A 19986-nucleotide genomic window follows, 5' to 3' on the forward strand; every position below is an offset into this window, starting at 1 on the left:
GGGGCGGGGGCCTGGGTGCCGGGCGTGGCGCCGATGACGCGGCGCTTGACCGTCTCCACCACGACCTGTTTCGACCGGCCGTGGGAGAAGCTCTGGCGCACGGTGCCCGACTCGATCGGCCGCTTGAGGGACAGCGGCTTCGCGGGTGCCTTCGTCAGAGTCTTGTCGCCCGGGTTGTTCGTATCGCTCATTCAGTTCGAACCCTTGAGGGTTTCCATCGTCCCGTGAACCGGCGTCCCCTTGGACGCCGACCTGACTCGTCCTGAGCAGGAAGCGGTGAGCTTGAGCCCACGGATCCGGCCAAGAATTCCTAAGATGTCGCGTCCCGCAATGACCGCGAGCCTCGACCCCGCTACCACCGGAAGGCCTATGCACCTTCCGGCGGGGGCGGGCCGCCCCCGTCATCGCGGGCCAAGCCCGGCTCCTCGATCGCCGTACCGGCGCCCTCGAAGGAGCGTAGCCGACGCCAACGCGCCAGGCAGCCGGTGGCTCCGACTCCTGCGACCAGCGCAGCGTGTATCACATGATCCCGACCCAAGGCCATGTCCAATTCGTCCTCGGACAGGTCATCCACGACCGGGATCCGCGATATGGCGTCGCCATGCCGTCTGCGCAACGCCTGAGCGAGCTTTCGCCGCCCGTCCGCGCTCGCCTCCGCCGCGTGGAACAGGGCGGCGATGCCGGGCTCGCCCCCGATCGCCGCCTCGACCTTGCCGAAGCCGGTGACGACGCAGCCCGCCTTGTTGGCGAGGGCCAGCGCCTGGCGCAGATCTGCCCGCAGGCCGGCGCCGACCCGGTCGGCGAGATCCTCGGGCACGGCCTTCGCCTTGCCCTTGAAGGCCCGCTGGAACTGCCGGCGGCGCACCGCCTCGGCCACCGTCTCGCGCCGGGCGTCGACCCAGGCGCCGCGGCCGGGGAGCCGCCCGCGCAGGTCCGGCACCACCACGCCCTCGGGATCGAGCACGAAGCGGATCAGCGATTCGGGCGCAGCGACCGCGCGCGTGACGATGCAGGTGCGCTGCGGCGCGCGGCCGCCGGGCCCCGCATCGAGCGCCAGCTCGTCCTCGTTCGCGGTCGCGGCGTCCATGGCAGCGTCCTCAGGCCTGCGCCTCGGCGGATTCGCCCTCGGCCTGGCCTTCCTCGGCCTGACCGTCCTCGGCCTCCGGCTCCGCCTGCACCCAGCCGGCATGGCGGCGGGCGGCCATGATCATGGCCTCGGCCTCGGCGCGCGACAGGTCGAACCCGTCGAGATAGCCGGCATGGCGCACGGCCTCGGGCCCGCGGCCCTCGGTGTAGCCCACGAGATCGTCGGTGGCGCAGCCGGCGAGGTCCTCGATCGTCTTCACATCGTTCTCGCCGAAGGCGACCAGCATCGGCGTGGTCACGCCCTCGATCTCGCGCAGCTCGTCCGCGACGCCGAGCTCGCGGCGGCGGTCGTCGTGCTCCTGCTCGATACGGGCGAGGTGATCCTGGGCGCGGGCCTGGATCTCGGCGCCGGTCTCCTCGTCGAGGCCCTGGATGTTGCCGAGCTCGCCCGGCTCGACATAGGCGATCTCCTCGACGGAGCGGAAGCCCTCGGCCGCGAGCAGCTGGCCGACGGTCTCGTCCACGTCCAGCGCCTCCATGAAGATCTGGGTGCGCTCGGCGAATTCCTTCTGGCGGCGCTCCGATTCCTCGGCCTCGGTCAGGATGTCGATGTCCCAGCCGGTGAGCTGCGAGGCGAGGCGCACGTTCTGGCCGCGGCGGCCGATGGCCAGCGAGAGCTGATCGTCGGGCACCACCACCTCGATGCGGTCGGCCTCCTCGTCGAGCACCACCTTCACCACCTCGGCGGGCTGGAGGGCGTTCACGATGAAGGTCGCCTGGTCCTCGGACCACGGGATGATGTCGATCTTCTCGCCCTGCAGCTCGCCGACCACCGCCTGGACGCGGGAGCCGCGCATGCCGACGCAGGCGCCGACCGGATCGATCGAGCCGTCGCGGGAGATCACCGCGATCTTGGCGCGCGAGCCCGGATCGCGGGCCACCGCCTTCACCTCGACGATGCCGTCGTAGATCTCGGGCACTTCCTGGCCGAACAGCTTGGCCATGAACTGGGGATGGGAGCGCGACAGGAAGATCTGCGGGCCCCGCACCTCGCGGCGCACGTCGAACAGGTAGGAGCGGATGCGGTCGCCCGGGCGGAAGGTCTCGCGCGGGATCATCTCGTCACGCCGCACGATACCCTCGCCGCGGCCGAGATCGACGATGACGTTGCCGTACTCGACGCGCTTGACGAGGCCGTTCACGATCTCGCCGATGCGGTCCTTGTACTCCTCGTACTGGCGGTCGCGCTCGGCGTCGCGCACCTTCTGCACGATGACCTGCTTGGCCGACTGGGCGGCGACGCGGCCGAAATCGAAGGGCGGCAGGGTGTCGGAGATCACGTCGCCGACCAGCGCCCCGGGATTGTAGCGGCGGGCCTGGTCGAGGGTGATCTCGCGGGCATCGTTCTCGACGAGGTCGACCACGAGCAGGTGCCGGGAGAGGCGCAGCGCCCCGGTCTTCGGGTCGATCTCGGCGTGGACGTCGGTCTCGGCGCCGTAGCGGGAGCGGGCGGCCTTGGCGATCGCCTCCTCCATCGCCTCGATGACGATCTGGCGGTCGATCACCTTCTCGCGGGCGACCGCGTCGGCGATCTGGAGGAGTTCGAGCCTGTTGGCGCTGACGACGGCCATCGGTTCAGGTTCCTTCTACTCGTCAAACGTGCGGACCGCCCGGGGCAGTCCGTGGAAACGGAATCAACGTCTTCACTGCGCACGCGTCCGCCGAAGCGGATCCGCTTCGGCGGACGCGCGCTCTAGTGGAGCGAATCGCGGTCCTTGAGGCGGGCGGCCTTCGAGATCACGGGCTTCTTCGGACCGGGCCCCTTGTTCGGGCCGGCCCCTTTGGCGGGCTTGGCCTTCACGGGCTTGTCGGCCTTCGGCTTCGGGCGCTTCGGGGCCGGGATGAAGCGCACCTGCGGCGTCGCCTCCTCCTCCTGCTGCTCGTCGTCTGCCTCCGGCTCCTCCTCGGCTGGCGGGCCGCCGCGGCGCAGTGATTCGCGGATCAGCTCGTCGGTGAGGACGAGATGGGCTTCGGCGAGGTCGGCCAGCGGCAGCACGATGCGGCTCGGCAGACCCTCCTTCACGTCGGGCAGGTCGATCGGCACGGTGCGCGCGTCCGCGTCCGGCTCGCCGATGATGCCGCGGAAGCGCTTGCGGCCGTCCAGCGGACGGGCGAGCTCGACCTTGGCCTCGTAGCCGGCCCAGCGGGCGAAATCCGAGACCCGCACCAGCGGCCGGTCGATGCCGGGCGAGGAGATCTCGAGGTTGTAGGCGCCGCCCACCGGATCGTCGAGGTCGAGGAGCGGCGAGATGGTGCGGCTCACCGCCTCGCAATCCTCGATGGCGCAGGTGCCGTCCGGCCGCTCGACCATGATCTGCACCGTGGCATTGCCGCCGGAGGTGACCTTCACCCGCACGAGCCGGAAGCCGAGCCCCTCGACCGCGCCCTCGATCACCTGGACGACGCGCGCGGCGACGCCGCTCTCGCTGACGAGACGCTTCTCGGTGGCTTCCGCCATATCCGCCATGCTGGTCGATCTCCGGCGCCTCGAGGGCGCGCGACGTGGGGCGGCGGGGTGCGGCAATAAAAAAGAGCGGGCCCCGGGGGACCCACTCCGAACCGCAGCCTCGCGACTGCCATCAGAACTGTTGCCGCGTAGATAACGCCGGATCGGGGCAAGTTCAAGTTCGACGGATCGGAAGGCTTCCCATTTCCGCCCGACCGGCCTGCCATCGGGCCGCCTCCCGACCCGAGAGAGGCGAGCAGGCATGCCCCACGACGACGCCACCGGCCCGGATCCCGCGCGCCTCCATCCGCTGGCGGCGCATCCGCGCGTCGCCTTCCTGAGCAATCTCGATCTGCCGCCGAACGTCACGGTCGGCGCCTACAGCTATTACGACGACCCGGCCGGACCGCAGGCCTTCCTCGACAACATCCTCTACCACTTCGCATTCCTGGGCGACCGGCTGATCATCGGGAAGTTCTGCGCGCTGGCGACCGGGGTGCGCATCCTGATGAACGGCGGCAACCACCGCCTCGACGCGCCCTCGACCTATCCGTTCGTGATCTTCGGCGGCGCCTGGGCCGCCGACGCGCCGGCGGGCCGGTTCCCCAACCGGGGTGACACGGTGATCGGCAACGACGTCTGGCTCGGCTACGACGCGACCATCCTGCCGGGCGTCACGATCGGGGACGGCGCGGTCGTGGCAGCGAAGTCGGTGGTGAGCGCGGACGTGCCGCCCTACGCGATCGTCGCCGGCAACCCGGCCCGCGTGGTGCGGATGCGCTTCCCCGAGGCCGACATCGCCCGGCTCCTGCGCATCGCCTGGTGGGACTGGGACGCGGAGCGAATCACCCGGAACCTCGGCGCCATCAGCGACGGCAGCGTCGACCGGCTGGAGGAAGCCGCCTCAGCGTGAGGCCTTCGCGTAGGGCACGGCCGGCGGGGTCAGGGGCGGCGCATGCTCGACGCGGAGAACGGCCGCGATCCAGAGGGCGAGCAGGCAGAGCAGCGAGATCTCGCGGAAGCGCGGGCGGGGCGGGTTCGGCACGGGCATGGGCGGGCGTCCTGGGGGGAGGGCGCCTTGTGCCGAGTTCATGTTTCCGGACTGTGTGGGAAATTTGCCCACAAATCCGCGTGTCAGATCAACCGTCCTCGATCGGGAAGGGCGTCGGCTCCCAGTACCGTTCGACCTTGTGGATGCGCGCGGCCTCGGCCTCCCAGCGATGCAGGATCGCCGCGATGGCGGCGCGGTCACCCGCGCGGAGCGGCTCGGCGATCTCGAGGTAGCGGCGACGCTCGGCCCAGTACCGGATGCATTCACAGGCCTTGTGCCATGCATCCATGGCGCTGCGCGTGCGCCGGCCGCGCTTCGGATAAACGGGGGGGATCCGGAGGTTCGTAGTCTCCGAAATAATCCGTCTCGTGATAGTCCCAGACTCGGGCGAAGACAGCGCGCGCCTCGTCCAGAGCGCCCTCCGCGAGCGCGACGGCCATGCGCTGCCCAACGTGCAGGTTTCCGTTGGGCACGATGAAGCTGTGATAGAAGGCCAGATAGGCACGATGGTCCAGCGCCATCGGGCGCAGCAGCGGCAACACCTGCTCCTCGACGGCCCGTGTGAAGATCTGATCGATCTCGGGAACGGTCCATTCCCATGGGCCGATCGTTCGCCCCCACGCGGCAAGCTGAGGAAACTCCGGTCGCAGATAATATTCCACCTGCAGAAAATACTCTCTGGTGAACGGCGCCGGACGAGGCTCACGACTGAATCTCTCGAAAAAACTACCCCTATCTGAGTAAATTGAACCCCCACCCCAGTACAAAGGCGTCAGACTCAGGATCGGCTGGAATACATTCGGATCGAGACAGGGCTCGACCCAGACCTGAGCGATGAAATGTCGGATCGGCCGGATCCAGATCGCGTGTGGATGGGCCTGGAAAAGATCCGGATTGCGCTCCAGCAACGCGCGAAAGAGCCACGTCTTCTGCTTGGCGTTCGTCATGTGCGTGGCCCCGGCCAGCTGGATCAGATCGCGCGCTCGAACGGGAAGGGCGTCGGCTGCCAATGGGCCGAGAGCTTGCGGGCAGCGACCCACTCCCCCTCCCAGGCGTGGAGCAGGCGCGCCAGTTCCGCCCGGTCGTCGGCCATCAACGCCGCGCCCAAGGCGCAGTAGCGGTCGAAGGCCGGATCATCGCCGGGGTTGCCAGGAGGCCTGTTGCCCGGGACGAACCAGCCCCCGTTCTCTGCCCAGATGGCCCGGGCCGCCTCCAGATTGCCGAGCACGATCTCCATGATCGTGCGGCACGTGAAGTCGCCGCTCCAGGCCCATTCCCGGTGCTGCCGCGCGTAGGCGATGAAGGCCTCCACGGTGTCGAGCGGGCGCAGGACCGGCAGCACCCGCTCCTCGATCTGGACCACGAAATCGGCCGCCATGGTCGGGTCGGCCCAGTACCAGCACCCGCCCGTTCCGGGTGGATGCGTCAGCGGCGAGCGGCCGACCAGATCGAAGCACCAGCCGAAGGTCATGGGATCGTGCGGCTCCGGCCGGAACATCTCCGTGACCTGAAACTGCAGACCGAAATGGTTCGCCATCGAGACCCGCTGGATCCAGATGTGCCGCAGCACATGCCGGACCGGCACCAGGCAGAGTTCGTAACCCTGAGTCTTGTGCTCGGACAGGATGAGATCCGGGTTCCGCGCGAGGAGCGGCGCGACGAGCTTTTTGACTTGGCGAGCGTTCGTCATGTGTTAGGCTTCACCTGTATGACCATGATCTGGCGTGTGTCGCGAAATCTGAATTTTGCCATCAAGGCGAGATCGAGCGCACGCTTTACATCGAGAACGCGATCTCCAACCTTGTAGTCGTAAATGCAGACCACTCCAGGTCGGGCCCGTTCCAGTAGATCGAGCCGCACCGACCCCTTCGAAGGCGGTCTGCCGGCAGCGAGTGCCGCGGGAATGAAGAGCTCGGCGACGAAATTTTCATCGTGCAGAGCCCGAACCTCCTCCGCGATCTCGAAGTGGATGCGCGTTCCAAGCAGCTGCTTCGTTGGATAAAGCCCAGTTGCCTTGACCCGAGCCGTCACCCGGTCCGTCAGTTCCATCACGTAGCCGTACCGCGGGCAGGCAGCGTGGAAATCGGACTGGCTCGGCTGACCGACCCAGGTGACCGTGACGGGAGCCTTCTCAGGAGACGCCTCGTATTCCTGCACCGTCATGCCGAGGACGGTTCCGAACCCGCCCTTGCGCGCGAACAGGACCGTGGCGAGGAGCGCGCCGAGTTCGATCGTCCGCAGGGCTTGGACGGCTGCCACCGCGGCCGGCACGAGAGCCGGCATGAAAGCGGGCTGAACCGTTGCATCCGGCTCGGTACCGCTCGCGGTGAACGTGCTGCGCGAGAGCACGTCGCCCGAGACGCCGTCCCGGATGGTCTGCGTCGCGCCGGAGGTCTCGAAGATCCGGCTCTCGCCGTCCGGCGCGGTGACCGTGTGCTGCTCGTCGAAGTCGCGCCGGCCCGCATGGATGCGGATCGACAGGACGCGGGTGCCGTCGTCGAGGAGCGTCTCCTCGCGGGTCTGCGTCGGCTGGGCGCCGGGGAGCTGCGCCCATTGCGGCCTGATCAGCGGCAGCGCGTCGTCGGGGAGCGTCCGCCCTCCGTCGCGCCCACCACCCTCGGCGACCCACTGCCCGCCATTCGACTGTCCGGCCGGCGCGCGCGGCTGGTCCGACCAATCCTTCCGCCGCAGGCTGTGCTCGAGGCGGAGCAGCTTCGTCTCCAGGGACAGCCCGGCCAGCAGGCCCCTCAGGCTTCGGACTTCGTCACCGACCCGTGGTTGTCTCGCCATCGCACCGATCCGAATCGACCTTGATTAGGATCAAATACCAGAACAAACCACGAATATCCAGTCTTCTTTCCTAGTGTGCCGGCAAAGAAAAACGCCGCCCCGCGAGCGGGACGGCGTCGGTTCGGTGTGGCTGGCCCGGCGCCTCGGCGCGGGCCCGATCGGATCAGGCGGCCTGCTTCGCCTTCCCGAGGAGCTTGCGGTTGATCAGCACCTCGGCGATCTGCACGGCGTTCAGCGCCGCGCCCTTGCGGAGGTTGTCCGAGACGCACCAGAAGGCGAGGCCGTTCTCCACGGTCGCGTCCTCGCGGATGCGGGAGATGTAGGTCGCGTCCTCGCCGGCCGCCTCGTGCGGGGTGATGTAGCCGCCGTTCTCGCGCTTATCGACCACGAGCACGCCCGGAGCCGCGCGCAGGATCTCGGTGGCCTGCTCGGGGGTGATCGGACGCTCGAACTCGACGTTCACCGATTCGGCGTGGCCGATGAAGACCGGCACCCGCACGGCGGTGGCCGTGAGCTTGATCTTCGGGTCGAGCATCTTCTTGGTCTCGGCGACCATCTTCCACTCTTCCTTCGTGTAGCCATCCTCCATGAACACATCGATGTGCGGGATGACGTTGAAGGCGATGCGCTTGGTGAACTTGGCGTTCGTCACCTCGCCAGCCGTGAACACGGCCCGGGTCTGGTTGAACAGCTCGTCCATGGCATCCTTGCCGGCGCCGGAGACGGACTGGTAGGTCGAGACCACCACGCGCTTGATGCCGGCCGCATCGTGGAGCGGCTTCAGCGCCACGACGAGCTGGGCCGTCGAGCAATTCGGATTGGCGATGATGTTGCGCTTGGTGAAGCCCGCCACCGCGTCGGCATTCACCTCCGGCACGATCAGGGGCACGTCGGCGTCGTAGCGGAAGGCCGACGAGTTATCGATCACCACGCAGCCGGCTTGCCCGATGCGGGGGCTCCACTCCTTGGAGGCCTCGCCGCCGGCCGACATCAGGCAGATGTCGGTGTCGGAGAAGTCGTAGGTGTCGAGGGCTTTGACCTTCAGGATCTTGTCGCCGAAGGAGACCTCCTGGCCCTGGCTGCGGCGCGAGGCGATCGCGACGACCTCGTCGGCGGGGAATGCCCGCTCGGCCAGAATGTCCAGCATCTCGCGGCCCACGTTGCCCGTGGCGCCGACGACGGCAACCTTGTAGCCCATCTCAACCTCTCCGCTGTCCGACGATCCGTCCGCGGCGATCCTTCGGTCCCGGCGGCCTCGCGCCTGGCGGGCCGGCACGGATCGTTGCCCGAATCCGGGCATGGCCGGGCGGGCCCGACCTGACGGGGCAGGTGGGGCCGGCGGCCGGCCCGAGCAAGACGCTCGGTTCCCGCCCCTGTCAAGGGCGCGCACGAAACAGGACAGGCGGTTCGCCGATCCGGCAACGGAGGATTCACCAGAGCGGGAGAAAGCGCCGCGCCGCCCGCCCGTCGGAAACCCTTCGCTCGGCGCCGCCGCGGCATGCTCACCGGCGGCGGGGCCGTCCCGCCGGAGGACGCGACAAGGCCGCGATGCTGGGCGAGCACAGGTTCGAGGATCCGACAGGGGAGGGCGCGGCCGATCGGCGCCGGGTGCCGGTCCTGTCGCTCACCCTCCGGCTCGCCGCCGCCTCCGCCGCCATCGCGGCGCTCAGCCTCGTCGCGCAGGGCGCCCTGCGGCGGGCACCGGCGGCGGCGCCGGAGCGGTCGGACGTGGTGGCCGACAAGGTGACCGGCATGACGGCCGACATGGCGGCCCATATGGCGGCGGAGCCGCCCTTCGTGCCCTCGACCCCGGCCGCGCCCGCGCGGCCCGCCCTGCCGCCGCTCTCCGGTCGACTGGCGCTCGCCGATCCCGATGGGCTCGACCCGGTGCGGATCGAGCCGGCACGCCTCAACCCGGCGACGGGCCTGCGCGAGGAGGTGGTGGCGCGCGGCGCGTTCGCGGCGATCGAGTCGCCCTCCCTGCGGCTGACCCTGACCCGCGACGCCGGCACGGAGGCGCCGCCGAGCCTGTTCGTGACCCTCGCCCGCCGCGCCGCGGACGGGCCGGCGCTGGCGGTGATCCGAACCGGGGCGCGGGGCCGGATCGCCACCAAATTCGGTGCGGTCGAGACCCTTGAGGCGACGCTCGCGGGCGACGCGCGCCGGATCTGCACCGGCTTCATGACCCTGGAGGCCGCGCCGGCGCGGATCGACGGCTGGCTCTGCGCGCCCCTCGGCCAGCCGCCGGAGCCGCGGGCGCTCGCCTGCGCCCTCGACGGCCTGACCCTGGAAGGCGGGGAGGAGCCGGCGGCGGCCCTGTTCCGCGAGGCGGAGACGAGGCGCGATCCGGCCTGCGGCACCGTCCGCCCCAATGCCGCGGCGGAGGCGGCCGGGCGCACGGGATCGATCCGCGGGCGCCGTCCGGCCGCAGGCTCGCGCGGCTGAGCCCGGAGCGACGGGCGGGAAACAAAAATTGAGGCGATTCCTGGGCGAAACCATGTTAGCTCGGCCGTGCGAGCGGAACAAACGGCAACGCTCAGGCGTCTACTCCACAAGAATGCGGCGCGGATTGTTAACGCATCGGCGCCACGATTATCCCGGCTTCAATCAAGGTGCGACATGCGCTCGATCCAGATCGCCCTCCTGGGCGCCCTCGCCGTGACCGGCCTCGGCCTTGCCGCACCGGCCCCCGCTGAGGCGCAGGACGGCTACGCCCCCGGCGCCGGCTACTACCGCGTCAGCCGTCCGCTGCCGATCCGCATCCGCCCGCGCAGCTGGCTCGATGCCGGCAACGTGGTCGAACCCGGCAACGGCTCCGTCTCGAACCCGGCCACCAATCCGGTGCTGATCGCGCAGTCCAACGCGCTGAACCCGGTCTATGGTCGCAACGACCGCTTCGGCGGCGGCATCCTGCCCGACCCGATCACCAACGGCCCGTTCATCGGCGCCCGCTCGTCGGCGATCCGCAACGTCGATTTCTCGGCGATCGACGCGATCGACCCGACCTCCTACGTGGCGCGCTACGGCAACCCGTACTGATCGCGACCCTCACCCGATACGAACAGGGGCGCGCGGCGAGGGCCGCGCGCCCCTTTCTCGTTCAAGATCCGGGTTCCCAAAGGGATCATCCCTTTGGTGGGGTGCCGGGGAAAAGCCCCGGCAGAGACCAGGGCTCTGCCCTGGACCCGCGAGAGGGGTGACCCCTCTCGACACCCGGATTCAGGCCGCGCGGGCGCGCAGAGCCGCCGCGATCGCCTCGGCCATGGCCTTGGTGCCGACCGCCTGGGCGCCGTCCGTCGCGATGTCGGCAGTGCGGGTGCCGGCGGCGAGCGTGTCGGTGATGGCGCGCTCGATCAGGTCCGCCGCCTCGCCGAGGCCGAAGGAATAGCGCAGGCACATGGCGAGCGAGCCGATCATCGCGATCGGGTTCGCCTTGTCGGCGCCCGCGATGTCGGGAGCCGAGCCGTGCACGGGCTCGTACAGCGCCTTGCGCAGGCCGCCATCCTCCGCCGCGCCCAGCGAGGCCGAGGGCAGCATGCCGAGCGAGCCGGTGAGCATGGCGGCGACATCCGAGAGCACGTCGCCGAACAGGTTGTCGGTCACCAGCACGTCGAACTGCTTCGGCCGCCGCACGAGCTGCATGGCGCAGTTGTCGGCGAGCACGTGCTCCAGCTCCACATCCGTGTAGTGCTGCGCGTGGACCTGCGTGACGACCTCCTTCCAGAGGACGCCGGACTTCATCACGTTGTTCTTCTCGGCCGAGGCGACGCGGCCGGAGCGCTTGCGCGCCAGGTCGAAGGCGACATGGGCGATCCGCTCGATCTCGCCCGTGGTGTAGACCTGGGTGTCGACGGCCCGCTTCGAGCCGTCCGGCAGCACGGTGATCTCCTTCGGCTCGCCGAAATAGACGCCGCCGGTGAGCTCGCGCACGATCATGATGTCGAGGCCCTCGACCAGCTCGCGCTTGAGCGCCGAGGCATCGGCCAGCGCCGGGTAGCAGATCGCCGGGCGCAGATTGGCGAACAGGCCGAGATCCTTGCGCAGGCGCAGCAGCCCCGCCTCGGGCCGGATGTCGTAGGCGACGCCGGTCCATTTCGGCCCGCCGACCGCGCCGAGCAGGATGGCGTCGGCGGATTTGGCGCGGGCCAGCGTCGCGTCGGCGAGCGGCTTGCCGTGCACGTCGATGGCCGAGCCGCCGACATGGTCGGTCTCGGTCTCGAAGCTGGCGATGCCCGTCTCCTTGAGGGCGGCGAGCACCGTCTCGACGCCGGCCATCACTTCGGGGCCGATCCCGTCGCCGGGCAGGAGCAGGAGGTTGTAGCTGGCCATGGGCGCTCGTCTCGTCACGCGGATTACTTCGCCCGCGGCTGTATCGAGGCGCCCGGCCGCTTGGCAAGCGGGACGGGGATCCTGCTCACTCTCCCTCCTCCGCAGAGGGGGGAGGGCGATCCCGCGCTGGTCGGACAGGACTGCGAAGTGCGCGCCCCGCCGGAGCGGGGCGCGGGGAGGATCAGGCCGCCGGCTTCAGCGCGCCGGTGCGCAGGTGGAAGTCCGGCCCGTTGGTCGTGCGGGCGACGTGGCCGGCGCGGATCAGGTAGTCGCCGAAATGCTCGCCCGGCTGCCGGCCCTTCGCGTAATCCGCGAAGAGGGGATCGAGGGTGGTGCGGATCTCGCCCGCGGTCACGTCCTCGCGGTAGAGCTTGCTCAGGCGCGACCCGTCGAAGGCGGCGCCGAGATAGAGGTGGTACCGCTCGGGACCGCGGCCGACGAGGCCGATCTCGGCGATGAAGGGCCGGGCGCAGCCGTTCGGGCAGCCGGTCGAGCGGATGGTGATGTCCTCGTCCTGAAGGCCGTGGCTCGCGAGGCTCTCCTCCAGCTCGGAGACGAGATCGGGCAGGTAGCGCTCGCTCTCGGCAAGCGCCAGGCCGCAGGTCGGCAGGGCGACGCAGGCGAGCGAGTTGCGGCGCAGCGCGCCGGCATCCTTGGTCAGGCCGTACTCGTCGACGAGCGCGTCGATCTCCGCCTTCCTGGCCGCGGGCACGTTGGCGATGATCACGTTCTGGTTGCCGGTCAGGCGGAAATCGCCCTCGTGCACCTCCGCGATGCGGCGCAGGCCCGAGAGGAAGCGCGGGCCGCCCGCGATGTCCTTGATGCGGCCCGAGGGCACGTAGAGGGTGAGGTGGTGGCGCCCATCCTCGCCCTCGACCCAGCCGTAGCGGTCGCCGTTGCCGGTGAAGGTGAAGGGCTTCGGATCGGCGAGCGGCTTGCCGACGCGCTTCTCCACCTCGGCGCGGAAGGCTTTGAGGCCGTAGCGCTCGATCGTGTATTTCAGGCGGGCGTTCTTGCGGTTCTTGCGGTTGCCCCAGTCGCGCTGGACCGTCATCACCGCCTCGGCGGCCTTGAGCGCGTCCTCGGGCTTCACGAAGCACATCACGTCGGCGGTGCGCGGGAAGGTGTCGGGCTCGCCGTGGGTCATGCCCATGCCGCCGCCGACGGTGACGTTCCAGCCGGTGAGCTTGTTCTTCTTGTCCAGGATCGCGATGAATCCGAGATCGTGGGCGAAGATGTCGACCTCGTTGGAGGGCGGCACCGCGACCACCGTCTTGAACTTCCGCGGCAGGTAGGTCTTGCCGTAGACCGGCTCGACCTCGGCCGCGTCCTCGCCGCCGACCACGCGCTCGCCGTCGAGCCAGATCTCGCGCCAGGCATTGGTCTTCGGCAGGAGCGAGTCGGAGATGTCCTTGGCGAGCTGGTAGGCCGCCTTGTGGGCACCCGTCTGGGCCGGGTTCGTCGCGGCCATGACGTTGCGGTTGACGTCGCCGCAGGCCGCGATGGTGTCGAGCAAAGCCGCGTCGATCGCCGCCATCGTGCGCTTCAGGTTCGACTTGATCACGCCGTGATACTGGAAGGTCTGGCGCGTCGTCGCGCGCAGCGTCCCGTTGGCGTAGGTCGTCGCGATGTCGTCGAGGATCAGCCACTGCTTCGGGGTGACGACGCCGCCGGCGATGCGCAGGCGGATCATGAAGCTGTAGGCCTTCTCGAGCTTCTTCTTGGTGCGCTCGGCCCGGATGTCGCGATCGTCCTGCAGATACATCCCGTGGAACTTCACGAGCTGTCCGTCATCCTCCGAGATCGCCCCGGTGGCGTGCTGGAGGAGGCCGTCGGCGAGGGTGCCGCGGAGATAGCCGCTCGCGATCTTGATGTGCTCGTTGGCCGCGAGCTGGGCCGCGCGTGCGGCCTCGGCCTCGGTGATCGGCCGCTCGGTGGGCGGCGTCTCGTAGACGCGCTCGGTGGGGGCGTCGGCGTCGTCGCGGGGGCTGTGGTCGTCCATGGGATGTATCCGACTGTCTGAACGCGTCTCCCTCCCCCTGAGGCGGGGAGGGTTGCCGGGCGGGGCGGGACGGAAAAGCGGCGGCTCCGGGTTTCGAAAGGATCCGCGACAGGCCCCCTCTCCCGTGCGGGACAGGGTTGGGGTGAGGGATGAGCCCTCACCGGACAGACCTGGATCCCTCACCCTGTCCCTCTCCGCACGGGAGAGGGGACCCGCGCCCCATCCTGCTCCAACCCATTGTCCGTGCACGACCCCGGGCCAGCCCGAAGCCGTCCTCACCCGCGGAAGCGGGAAAGGGAAAGCTAGTAAACGTCCTGCTGGTAGCGGTGGCTCCGCTCGAGCCCGGCGACCTGCGCCTCGGCCTCGGCGGGGCTCAGGCCCTTCACGGTCTCGTAGGCGCTCACCACCGCGGCGCGCACGTCGCGGGCCATGTTCTTGGCGTCGCCGCAGACATAGAGATGGGCGCCGCCGTCGAGCCAGGCGACGAGGTCCTTGGCGTTCTCGCGGATCCGGTCCTGCACGTAGATCTTCTCGGGCTGGTCGCGGGAGAAGGCGACGTCGATCTTGGTCAGCGAGCGGTCCTCCAGGGCCTCCTGCCACTCGAGCTGGTACAGGAAGTCGTGGGTGAACTGGCGGTCGCCGAAGAACAGCCACGAGCGGCCGGGCGCCTCGACGGCACGGCGCTCCTGCACGAAGGCGCGGAAGGGCGCCACGCCGGTGCCGGGCCCGACCATGATGATGTCGGTGGCCGGGTCGGCCGGCAGGCGGAAATGGCGGTTCGGCTTCACGCGGACGCGGAGCTTCGCGCCGTTGCGGATGCGGTCGGCCACGTGGACCGAGGCGACGCCGGAGCGGGCGCGGCCATGGGTCTCGTAGCGCACCGCCGCGATGGTCAGGTGGACCTCGTCGCCGACTTCCTTGCGCGAGGAGGCGATCGAGTAGGCCCGCGGCGGCAGCGGCCGGGTGATGGTGGTGAGGTGCTCGGCCGAGAGCTTGGCCGGGTAGGTCTCGATCAGGTCGATGAGGTGGCGGCCCTCGATCCAGGCGCGGACCTCGCCGCTCTCGATCAGCTTCTGCGCCTCGGCATGGCCCGTGGCCTTCACGAAGCGCTCGACGGTGGCGGCCGAGAGGGTGGTGACGTCGCGCTCGGCCAGCAGCGCCTTGCGCAGGGCCTCGTCCCCTTCGAGGCCCGCGGCCTTCAGGATCTCCTCGACGAGCTGCGGATCGTTCTCGGGATAGATCTCGAGCGAGTCGCCCGGCTCATAGGCCGGGGCCCCGTCCTCGAAGGCGAGGGCGAGGTGGATCGTCTCCTTGTTCGATCGCGAGGAATTGAGATTCACGTGGTCGACGACCTCGACCACGACCGGCTCGCGGCTCGGCTCGGCCTCGTCGTCCTCGGCCGCCCCGGCGCGGGCGAAATCGACCGCCACCACGTTGTCGGCGGCGGCCGGGGCCAGCGCCTGCAGCGCGCCCTTGATCCAGTCGGCGGCGGGCTTCTCGAAATCGAGGTCGAGGTCGGCGCGCTCGGCCGCGCGCTTGCCCCCCAGCGCCTCGAACCGCGCGTCGAGCGCCTTGCCGATGGCGCAGAACTCCACGTAGCTGGTGTCGCCGAGAGCCAGGACCGCGAATTCGACGCCGTCGAGACGGGGAGCCGAATCACCCATCAGCTCGCCATAGGCCCGCACGGCGCGGGCCGGGGGCTCGCCCTCGCCCCAGGTGGCGGCGATGGCCACGATCTTGCCGGCCTTCGGCAGGGTCGCCACGTCGAGATCGGCGAAATCCACCACCTTCGGCTTGAAGCCCTGCTTGCGCGCGAGCTTGCCCACATCGCCGGCGAGCTTCTCCGAGTTCCCCGATTCGCTGGCGTAGAGGATCGTCAGCGGCTCGGCGGCCTTCGGCGGAGCGGCCGGGACGGCGGCGGGCTGGCCGCCCGCGGCGTCGAGCCCCGCGAGGAAGCCGGCGAGCCAGGCACGCTGGATGGGCGTCGCCGTGCCGAGCACGGCGTCGAGACTGGCGCGCTCGCTGTCGGCGAAAGGCGCGGTTCGGGGGAGGAGGGCAGGGCGTGACATCAGGGGAACCATGTCGTCGGCGGTGAGGCTTCTGTCAACGGGGAACGTTCTTTTTATAGAACCGGAGGCCGAGAGAAGAAGCCGTCTGTTGTTGCGATGCAAAAGAGAATTTCATTCTCCAACCACCGATAGCGAGGGGACTGTCCCCGGCAGATGGCGGCCGTTGGTGGGCGGCGCGGGCAGGGGCAGGGCGGTGGTTGACTTCACCTTCTCCATGGCGAAGCGCGAGGTGACGTTCTTGAGCGGCAGCGTGGCGATCAGCCGTTTGTAGAAGGCGTCGTAGGCCTGCATGTCGGCCACCACCACGCGCAGCATGTAGTCGACGTCGCCGGCCATCCGGTAGAATTCCAGCACCTCCGGCATGGAGGCGACGGTCTCGGCGAAGCGCTCCAGCCAGTCGCGCGAATGGTCGGCGGTCTCGATGGAGACGAACACCGTCAGGCCGAGGCCGAGCTTGACCGGATCGAGCACGGCCACCCGCCGGTCGATCACCCCATCCGCTTCCAGGCGCTGGATGCGCTTCCAGCACGGCGTCTGCGACAGGCCCACCCGCTCGCCGATCGCCGCGATCGACAGCGTCGCGTCCGTCTGAAGCAGTGCCAGGATCTTCAGGTCAATCGAATCCACGGAGCCTCCTGCGAGAGAGGGGAGGGGCCAGCCTGCGAGAAGGATCTTCCCTGAGGCGGAACCCGGCCGGACGGCCTCCGTTGCGCCTTCACCCTTCGCTGCGATGCCGGATGCACCGCTTGCAAGGCGCCCCCGCCTTGACTTCGTTCGTTATAGCGAACATTTCTGAAGACACCAAATGCAGTTTTTCACCCGACACACCATGCACACCTTGGATTCACAGGCTGCGGACGCCCTCGCCGCCGCCATGCGGGAGCGTGACCTCGCCGGCCGGATCCGGCTGATCGAGGCCGAGCTGCCCGGCCGCCTCGTCTTCACGACGAGTCTCGGCATCGAGGACCAGGTGCTGACCCACGCCATCGCGCTGGCCAAGGGCCGCACGGAGATCGTCACCCTCGATACCGGCCGGCTCTTCCCCGAGACCTACGACGTCTGGGCCGAGACCGAATCCGCCTACGGCATCCGCATCCGCGCCTACGTGCCGGAGCGCGAGGCCGAGGAGCGCTTCGTGGCGGACGAGGGCATCAACGGCTTCCGCCACTCGGTCGCCGCGCGGCAGGCCTGCTGCGGCTTCCGCAAGGTCGAGCCGCTCGGCCGGGCACTTGCGGGCGCGCGCGGCTGGCTCACCGGCCTGCGGGCCGGCCAGTCGGCCAACCGCGCCGCCACCCCGCTCGCCAGCTTCGATGCCGAGCGCAACCTGATCAAGCTGAACCCGCTGGCCGACTGGTCGCGCGAGGACGTGGACCGCTTCGTGCGGGACAATTACGTGCCCTACAACGCGCTCCACGACCGCGGCTTCCCCTCGATCGGCTGCGCCCCCTGCACCCGCGCCGTGCGCGTCGGCGAGCCCGAGCGCGCCGGCCGCTGGTGGTGGGAGCAGGAAGAGAAGAAGGAATGCGGCCTCCATATCGGGCGCCCGGAAGCCTCCGTGCAGCCCGGCCGCGAGGCCGCCGCATTCGAACCCGACACCTCACGGAATTTGGAGATGGCCCGATGAGCGCCGCTTCCTCGGCGAGAGCCGCGCTGACCCAGGAACTGAGCGAGGCCCAGCGCCACCACCGGCTGACGCATCTGCAGCGCCTGGAGGCGGAGAGCATCCACATCTTCCGGGAGACGGTCGCCGAGACCGAGAATCCGGTGATGCTCTACTCGATCGGCAAGGATTCCTCGGTCCTGCTGCACCTCGCGCTCAAGGCCTTCGCGCCGGGCCGGCTGCCCTTCCCGCTGCTCCACGTCGACACGACCTGGAAGTTCCGCGAGATGATCGCCTTCCGCGACCAGCGGGCGAAGGAGCTCGGCCTCGACCTTCTGGTGCATACCAACCCCGACGGGCTCGCCCGGGGCGTCGGCCCGATCAGCCACGGCTCCGAGGTGCATACCGACGTGATGAAGACGCAGGCGCTGCGTCAGGCGCTCGACAAGCACAAGTTCGACGCGGCCTTCGGCGGCGCGCGGCGCGACGAGGAGGCGAGCCGCGCCAAGGAGCGCATCGTCAGCCTGCGCACCGCGCAGCACCGCTGGGACCCCAAGCGCCAGCGCGCCGAGCCCTGGCACCTGTACAACATGAAGAAGAAGCGCGGTGAATCCCTGCGCGTCTTCCCGCTCTCCAATTGGACCGAGCTCGATATCTGGCTCTACATCGAGCAGGAGAACATCCCGATCGTGCCGCTCTACTTCGCCAAGGAGCGTCCCGTCGTCGAGCGCGACGGCCAGCTCCTCATGGTGGACGACGAGCGCCTGCCGCTGGAGCCGGGCGAGACCCCGCAGATGCGCCAGGTCCGCTTCCGCACGCTCGGCTGCTACCCGCTCACCGGCGCCTTCGAGAGCCCCGCCACGACGCTGCCGGAGATCATCGGCGAGACGCTGGCCGCGCGGACCTCGGAGCGGCAGGGGCGCGTGATCGACAAGGACGGCGCGGGCGCGATGGAGCGCAAGAAGCAGGAGGGGTATTTCTGATGACGATTCACCAGTCGCCGGAAACCTTCGGCTACGAGGCCTTCCTCGCCGCCCACCAGCGCAAGGAGGTGCTGCGCTTCATCGCCTGCGGATCGGTGGACGACGGCAAGTCCACCCTGATCGGGCGCCTGCTGCACGACACCAAGCAGATCTTCGACGACCAGATCTCGGCGCTGCAGCGGGATTCGCGCAAGCACGGCACGCAAGGGGAGGAGGTCGATCTGGCGCTCCTCGTGGACGGCCTCCAGGCCGAGCGCGAGCAGGGCATCACCATCGACGTGGCCTACCGCTTCTTCTCCACCGAGAAGCGCTCCTTCATCGTGGCCGACACGCCCGGCCACGAGCAGTACACCCGCAACATGGCGACCGGCGCCTCGACGGCCGACCTCGCCGTGATCCTGGTCGACGCCCGCCAGGGTCTCACCCGGCAGACGCGGCGGCACGCGCTCCTCGTCTCGATGCTCGGCATCAAGCGGGTGGCGCTCGCGGTGAACAAGATGGACCTCGTCGGCTGGTCGCAGACCAAGTTCGAGGAGATCCTGGCCGGCTTCAACGCCTTCACGCGAAATCTCGGCTTCTCCGAGATCCGGGCGATCCCGCTCTCGGCCAAGAACGGCGACAACGTCGTCCTGCCGGGCACCGCCGCCACCTGGTACGAGGGCGGCACGCTGCTCGCCTATCTCGAGGAGGTGCCGATCCGCGAGGAGGCGCTCGCCGCTCCGTTCCGCATGGCGGTGCAGTGGGTCAACCGGCCGAATTCCGAGTTCCGCGGCTATTCGGGCCGCATCGCCTCGGGCCGGGTGCGCCCGGGCGACCGCGTCGTCATCGCGCCGAACGGCCGGACCTCGACGGTCGCGCGCATCTACACCGCCGACGGCGACCTCGCCGAGGCCGGCGAGGACCAATCGGTCACGCTGGTGCTCGCCGATCAGGTCGACGCCTCGCGCGGCAACGTGATCGCGGCCGCCGACCGCCCGGTCCAGGCCTCGAACACCCTGGAGGTCCGCCTGTTCTGGGCCTCCGAGAGCCCGCTCGCCCCCGGCGCCGCGCTGCTCGCCAAGATCGGCACGGTGACGACGAACGCCACCGTCACGGCGATCCGCACCCGCATCGACCCGGAGACCGGGCAGCCGGGCCCGGCCGAGCAGCTCACCGCCAACGACATCGCCGACGTGACGATCACCCTCGACCGGCCGGTGGCGTTTGACCCCTATGCCGAGAACCGCGAGACCGGCGGCCTCATCCTGATCGACCGCGAGACCACCGACACGGCCGCGCTCGGCCTGGTCCAGGCGCCGCGCCCTGCGGAGACGAAGCGCGCCGCTCCGGTGGTGGCCGAGGTCGCTGCCGCCAAGCCCGAGGCCCGCGGCCTCCTGGTGAAGCTGCGGGGCCTGTTCGGGGGCTGAGACCTCCGCCGCATCCGAGTCGCGCTGCGCGGCCCCTTCCCAAGCCGGGGAGGGGCCGTTCGCGTCTGCTGCCGAATCCGCTTGATCCCTTATCCGAGCGTCGATTTGGCCGCGTGTCCCTCGCTTCGCCGAGCTTGCCCCGCGCGCCGCTTACCGAGTGAGGC

Annotated in this window: 20 protein-coding genes; 6 read left to right on the forward strand and 14 right to left on the reverse strand. The window is 69.7% G+C overall.

What is annotated here, in order from left to right:
• From MET9862_RS19235 to rimP, 4 genes are all read right to left on the reverse strand, one after another.
• A partial coding sequence (locus tag MET9862_RS19235; protein ID WP_142584503.1) for a translation initiation factor IF-2 associated domain-containing protein occupies positions 1 to 191 on the reverse strand: 191 nt, incomplete at its 3' end.
• A gap of 176 nt (positions 192 to 367) precedes the next feature.
• The gene (locus MET9862_RS19240) at positions 368 to 1087 is read right to left on the reverse strand and encodes an RNA-binding protein (protein WP_142584504.1); all 720 of its coding nucleotides are present in this window, start codon (positions 1085 to 1087) and stop codon (positions 368 to 370) included.
• A 10-nt stretch (positions 1088 to 1097) separates the two neighbouring features.
• On the reverse strand, positions 1098 to 2717 hold the full coding sequence (nusA, locus tag MET9862_RS19245) for a transcription termination factor NusA (protein WP_142584505.1): 1620 nt from the start codon (positions 2715 to 2717) through the stop codon (positions 1098 to 1100).
• Positions 2718 to 2839: 122 nt separating this feature from the next.
• Positions 2840 to 3604 (reverse strand): ribosome maturation factor RimP, encoded by a 765-nt coding sequence (rimP, locus tag MET9862_RS19250; protein ID WP_142584526.1) that lies wholly within the window; start codon positions 3602 to 3604, stop codon positions 2840 to 2842.
• Positions 3605 to 3854: 250 nt separating this feature from the next.
• On the opposite strand from rimP, the gene MET9862_RS19255 reads away from it, so the two are divergent.
• Positions 3855 to 4505, forward strand: a complete 651-nt coding sequence (locus MET9862_RS19255) for a CatB-related O-acetyltransferase (protein WP_142584506.1) — start codon at positions 3855 to 3857, stop codon at positions 4503 to 4505.
• Here MET9862_RS19255 and MET9862_RS29515 read toward each other — a convergent pair.
• From MET9862_RS29515 to MET9862_RS19280, 6 genes are all read right to left on the reverse strand, one after another.
• Positions 4497 to 4643 (reverse strand): hypothetical protein, encoded by a 147-nt coding sequence (locus MET9862_RS29515; RefSeq protein WP_185156935.1) that lies wholly within the window; start codon positions 4641 to 4643, stop codon positions 4497 to 4499. The two genes, MET9862_RS19255 and MET9862_RS29515, sit on opposite strands and share 9 nt — an antisense overlap.
• Positions 4644 to 4731: 88 nt before the next feature.
• Complete coding sequence (locus MET9862_RS19260; protein WP_142584507.1) at positions 4732 to 4932, reverse strand: hypothetical protein; 201 nt, start codon at positions 4930 to 4932, stop codon at positions 4732 to 4734.
• Positions 4907 to 5590, reverse strand: a complete 684-nt coding sequence (locus MET9862_RS19265) for a hypothetical protein (protein WP_142584508.1) — start codon at positions 5588 to 5590, stop codon at positions 4907 to 4909. Before MET9862_RS19265 ends, MET9862_RS19260 begins: the two co-directional genes overlap by 26 nt.
• 23 nt (positions 5591 to 5613) lie before the next feature.
• Positions 5614 to 6333 carry a hypothetical protein gene (locus tag MET9862_RS19270; RefSeq protein ID WP_142584509.1) on the reverse strand — a complete coding sequence of 240 codons (720 nt, stop codon included), beginning with the start codon at positions 6331 to 6333 and terminating at the stop codon, positions 5614 to 5616.
• Positions 6330 to 7433: a hypothetical protein gene (locus MET9862_RS19275; protein ID WP_142584510.1), complete on the reverse strand. Its 1104-nt coding sequence runs from the start codon at positions 7431 to 7433 to the stop codon at positions 6330 to 6332. The genes MET9862_RS19270 and MET9862_RS19275 overlap by 4 nt, the downstream gene beginning before the upstream one ends.
• Before the next feature lie 163 nt (positions 7434 to 7596).
• The gene (locus MET9862_RS19280) at positions 7597 to 8631 is read right to left on the reverse strand and encodes an aspartate-semialdehyde dehydrogenase (protein ID WP_142584511.1); all 1035 of its coding nucleotides are present in this window, start codon (positions 8629 to 8631) and stop codon (positions 7597 to 7599) included.
• A gap of 350 nt (positions 8632 to 8981) precedes the next feature.
• Here MET9862_RS19280 and MET9862_RS19285 point away from each other — a divergent pair, with 350 nt between their 5' ends.
• Positions 8982 to 9878: a hypothetical protein gene (locus tag MET9862_RS19285; RefSeq protein ID WP_244612804.1), complete on the forward strand. Its 897-nt coding sequence runs from the start codon at positions 8982 to 8984 to the stop codon at positions 9876 to 9878.
• 174 nt (positions 9879 to 10052) lie between these two features.
• Positions 10053 to 10472 (forward strand): hypothetical protein, encoded by a 420-nt coding sequence (locus MET9862_RS19290; protein WP_142584512.1) that lies wholly within the window; start codon positions 10053 to 10055, stop codon positions 10470 to 10472.
• Between the two features lie 180 nt (positions 10473 to 10652).
• Here MET9862_RS19290 and leuB read toward each other — a convergent pair whose 3' ends face one another.
• From leuB to MET9862_RS19310, 4 genes are all read right to left on the reverse strand, one after another.
• Positions 10653 to 11762, reverse strand: a complete 1110-nt coding sequence (leuB, locus tag MET9862_RS19295) for a 3-isopropylmalate dehydrogenase (protein WP_142584513.1) — start codon at positions 11760 to 11762, stop codon at positions 10653 to 10655.
• Positions 11763 to 11943: 181 nt separating this feature from the next.
• The gene (locus MET9862_RS19300) at positions 11944 to 13764 is read right to left on the reverse strand and encodes an NADPH-dependent assimilatory sulfite reductase hemoprotein subunit (RefSeq protein WP_142584514.1); all 1821 of its coding nucleotides are present in this window, start codon (positions 13762 to 13764) and stop codon (positions 11944 to 11946) included.
• A 302-nt stretch (positions 13765 to 14066) separates the two neighbouring features.
• Positions 14067 to 15833 carry a diflavin oxidoreductase gene (locus tag MET9862_RS19305; protein WP_142584515.1) on the reverse strand — a complete coding sequence of 589 codons (1767 nt, stop codon included), beginning with the start codon at positions 15831 to 15833 and terminating at the stop codon, positions 14067 to 14069.
• Positions 15834 to 15944: 111 nt separating this feature from the next.
• Positions 15945 to 16460, reverse strand: coding sequence for an Lrp/AsnC family transcriptional regulator (locus tag MET9862_RS19310; protein ID WP_142584516.1), 516 nt, complete (start codon positions 16458 to 16460; stop codon positions 15945 to 15947).
• Positions 16461 to 16662: 202 nt separating this feature from the next.
• Between MET9862_RS19310 and MET9862_RS19315 the strand changes: the two genes are divergently transcribed.
• The 3 genes from MET9862_RS19315 to cysN are packed head-to-tail and all read left to right on the forward strand — an operon-like array spanning position 16663 to position 19822.
• Entirely contained in the window at positions 16663 to 17457 is a 795-nt protein-coding gene (locus MET9862_RS19315) for a phosphoadenylyl-sulfate reductase (protein ID WP_142584517.1), read from the forward strand.
• Positions 17454 to 18416, forward strand: a complete 963-nt coding sequence (gene cysD / locus MET9862_RS19320) for a sulfate adenylyltransferase subunit CysD (protein ID WP_244612805.1) — start codon at positions 17454 to 17456, stop codon at positions 18414 to 18416. The genes MET9862_RS19315 and cysD overlap by 4 nt, the downstream gene beginning before the upstream one ends.
• The gene (gene cysN, locus MET9862_RS19325) at positions 18416 to 19822 is read left to right on the forward strand and encodes a sulfate adenylyltransferase subunit CysN (protein ID WP_142584518.1); all 1407 of its coding nucleotides are present in this window, start codon (positions 18416 to 18418) and stop codon (positions 19820 to 19822) included. The genes cysD and cysN overlap by 1 nt, the downstream gene beginning before the upstream one ends.
• The last annotated feature ends 164 nt before the right edge of the window (positions 19823 to 19986 follow it).

It is taken from the genome of Methylobacterium symbioticum, assembly GCF_902141845.1.
Lineage (GTDB): Bacteria > Pseudomonadota > Alphaproteobacteria > Rhizobiales > Beijerinckiaceae > Methylobacterium > Methylobacterium symbioticum.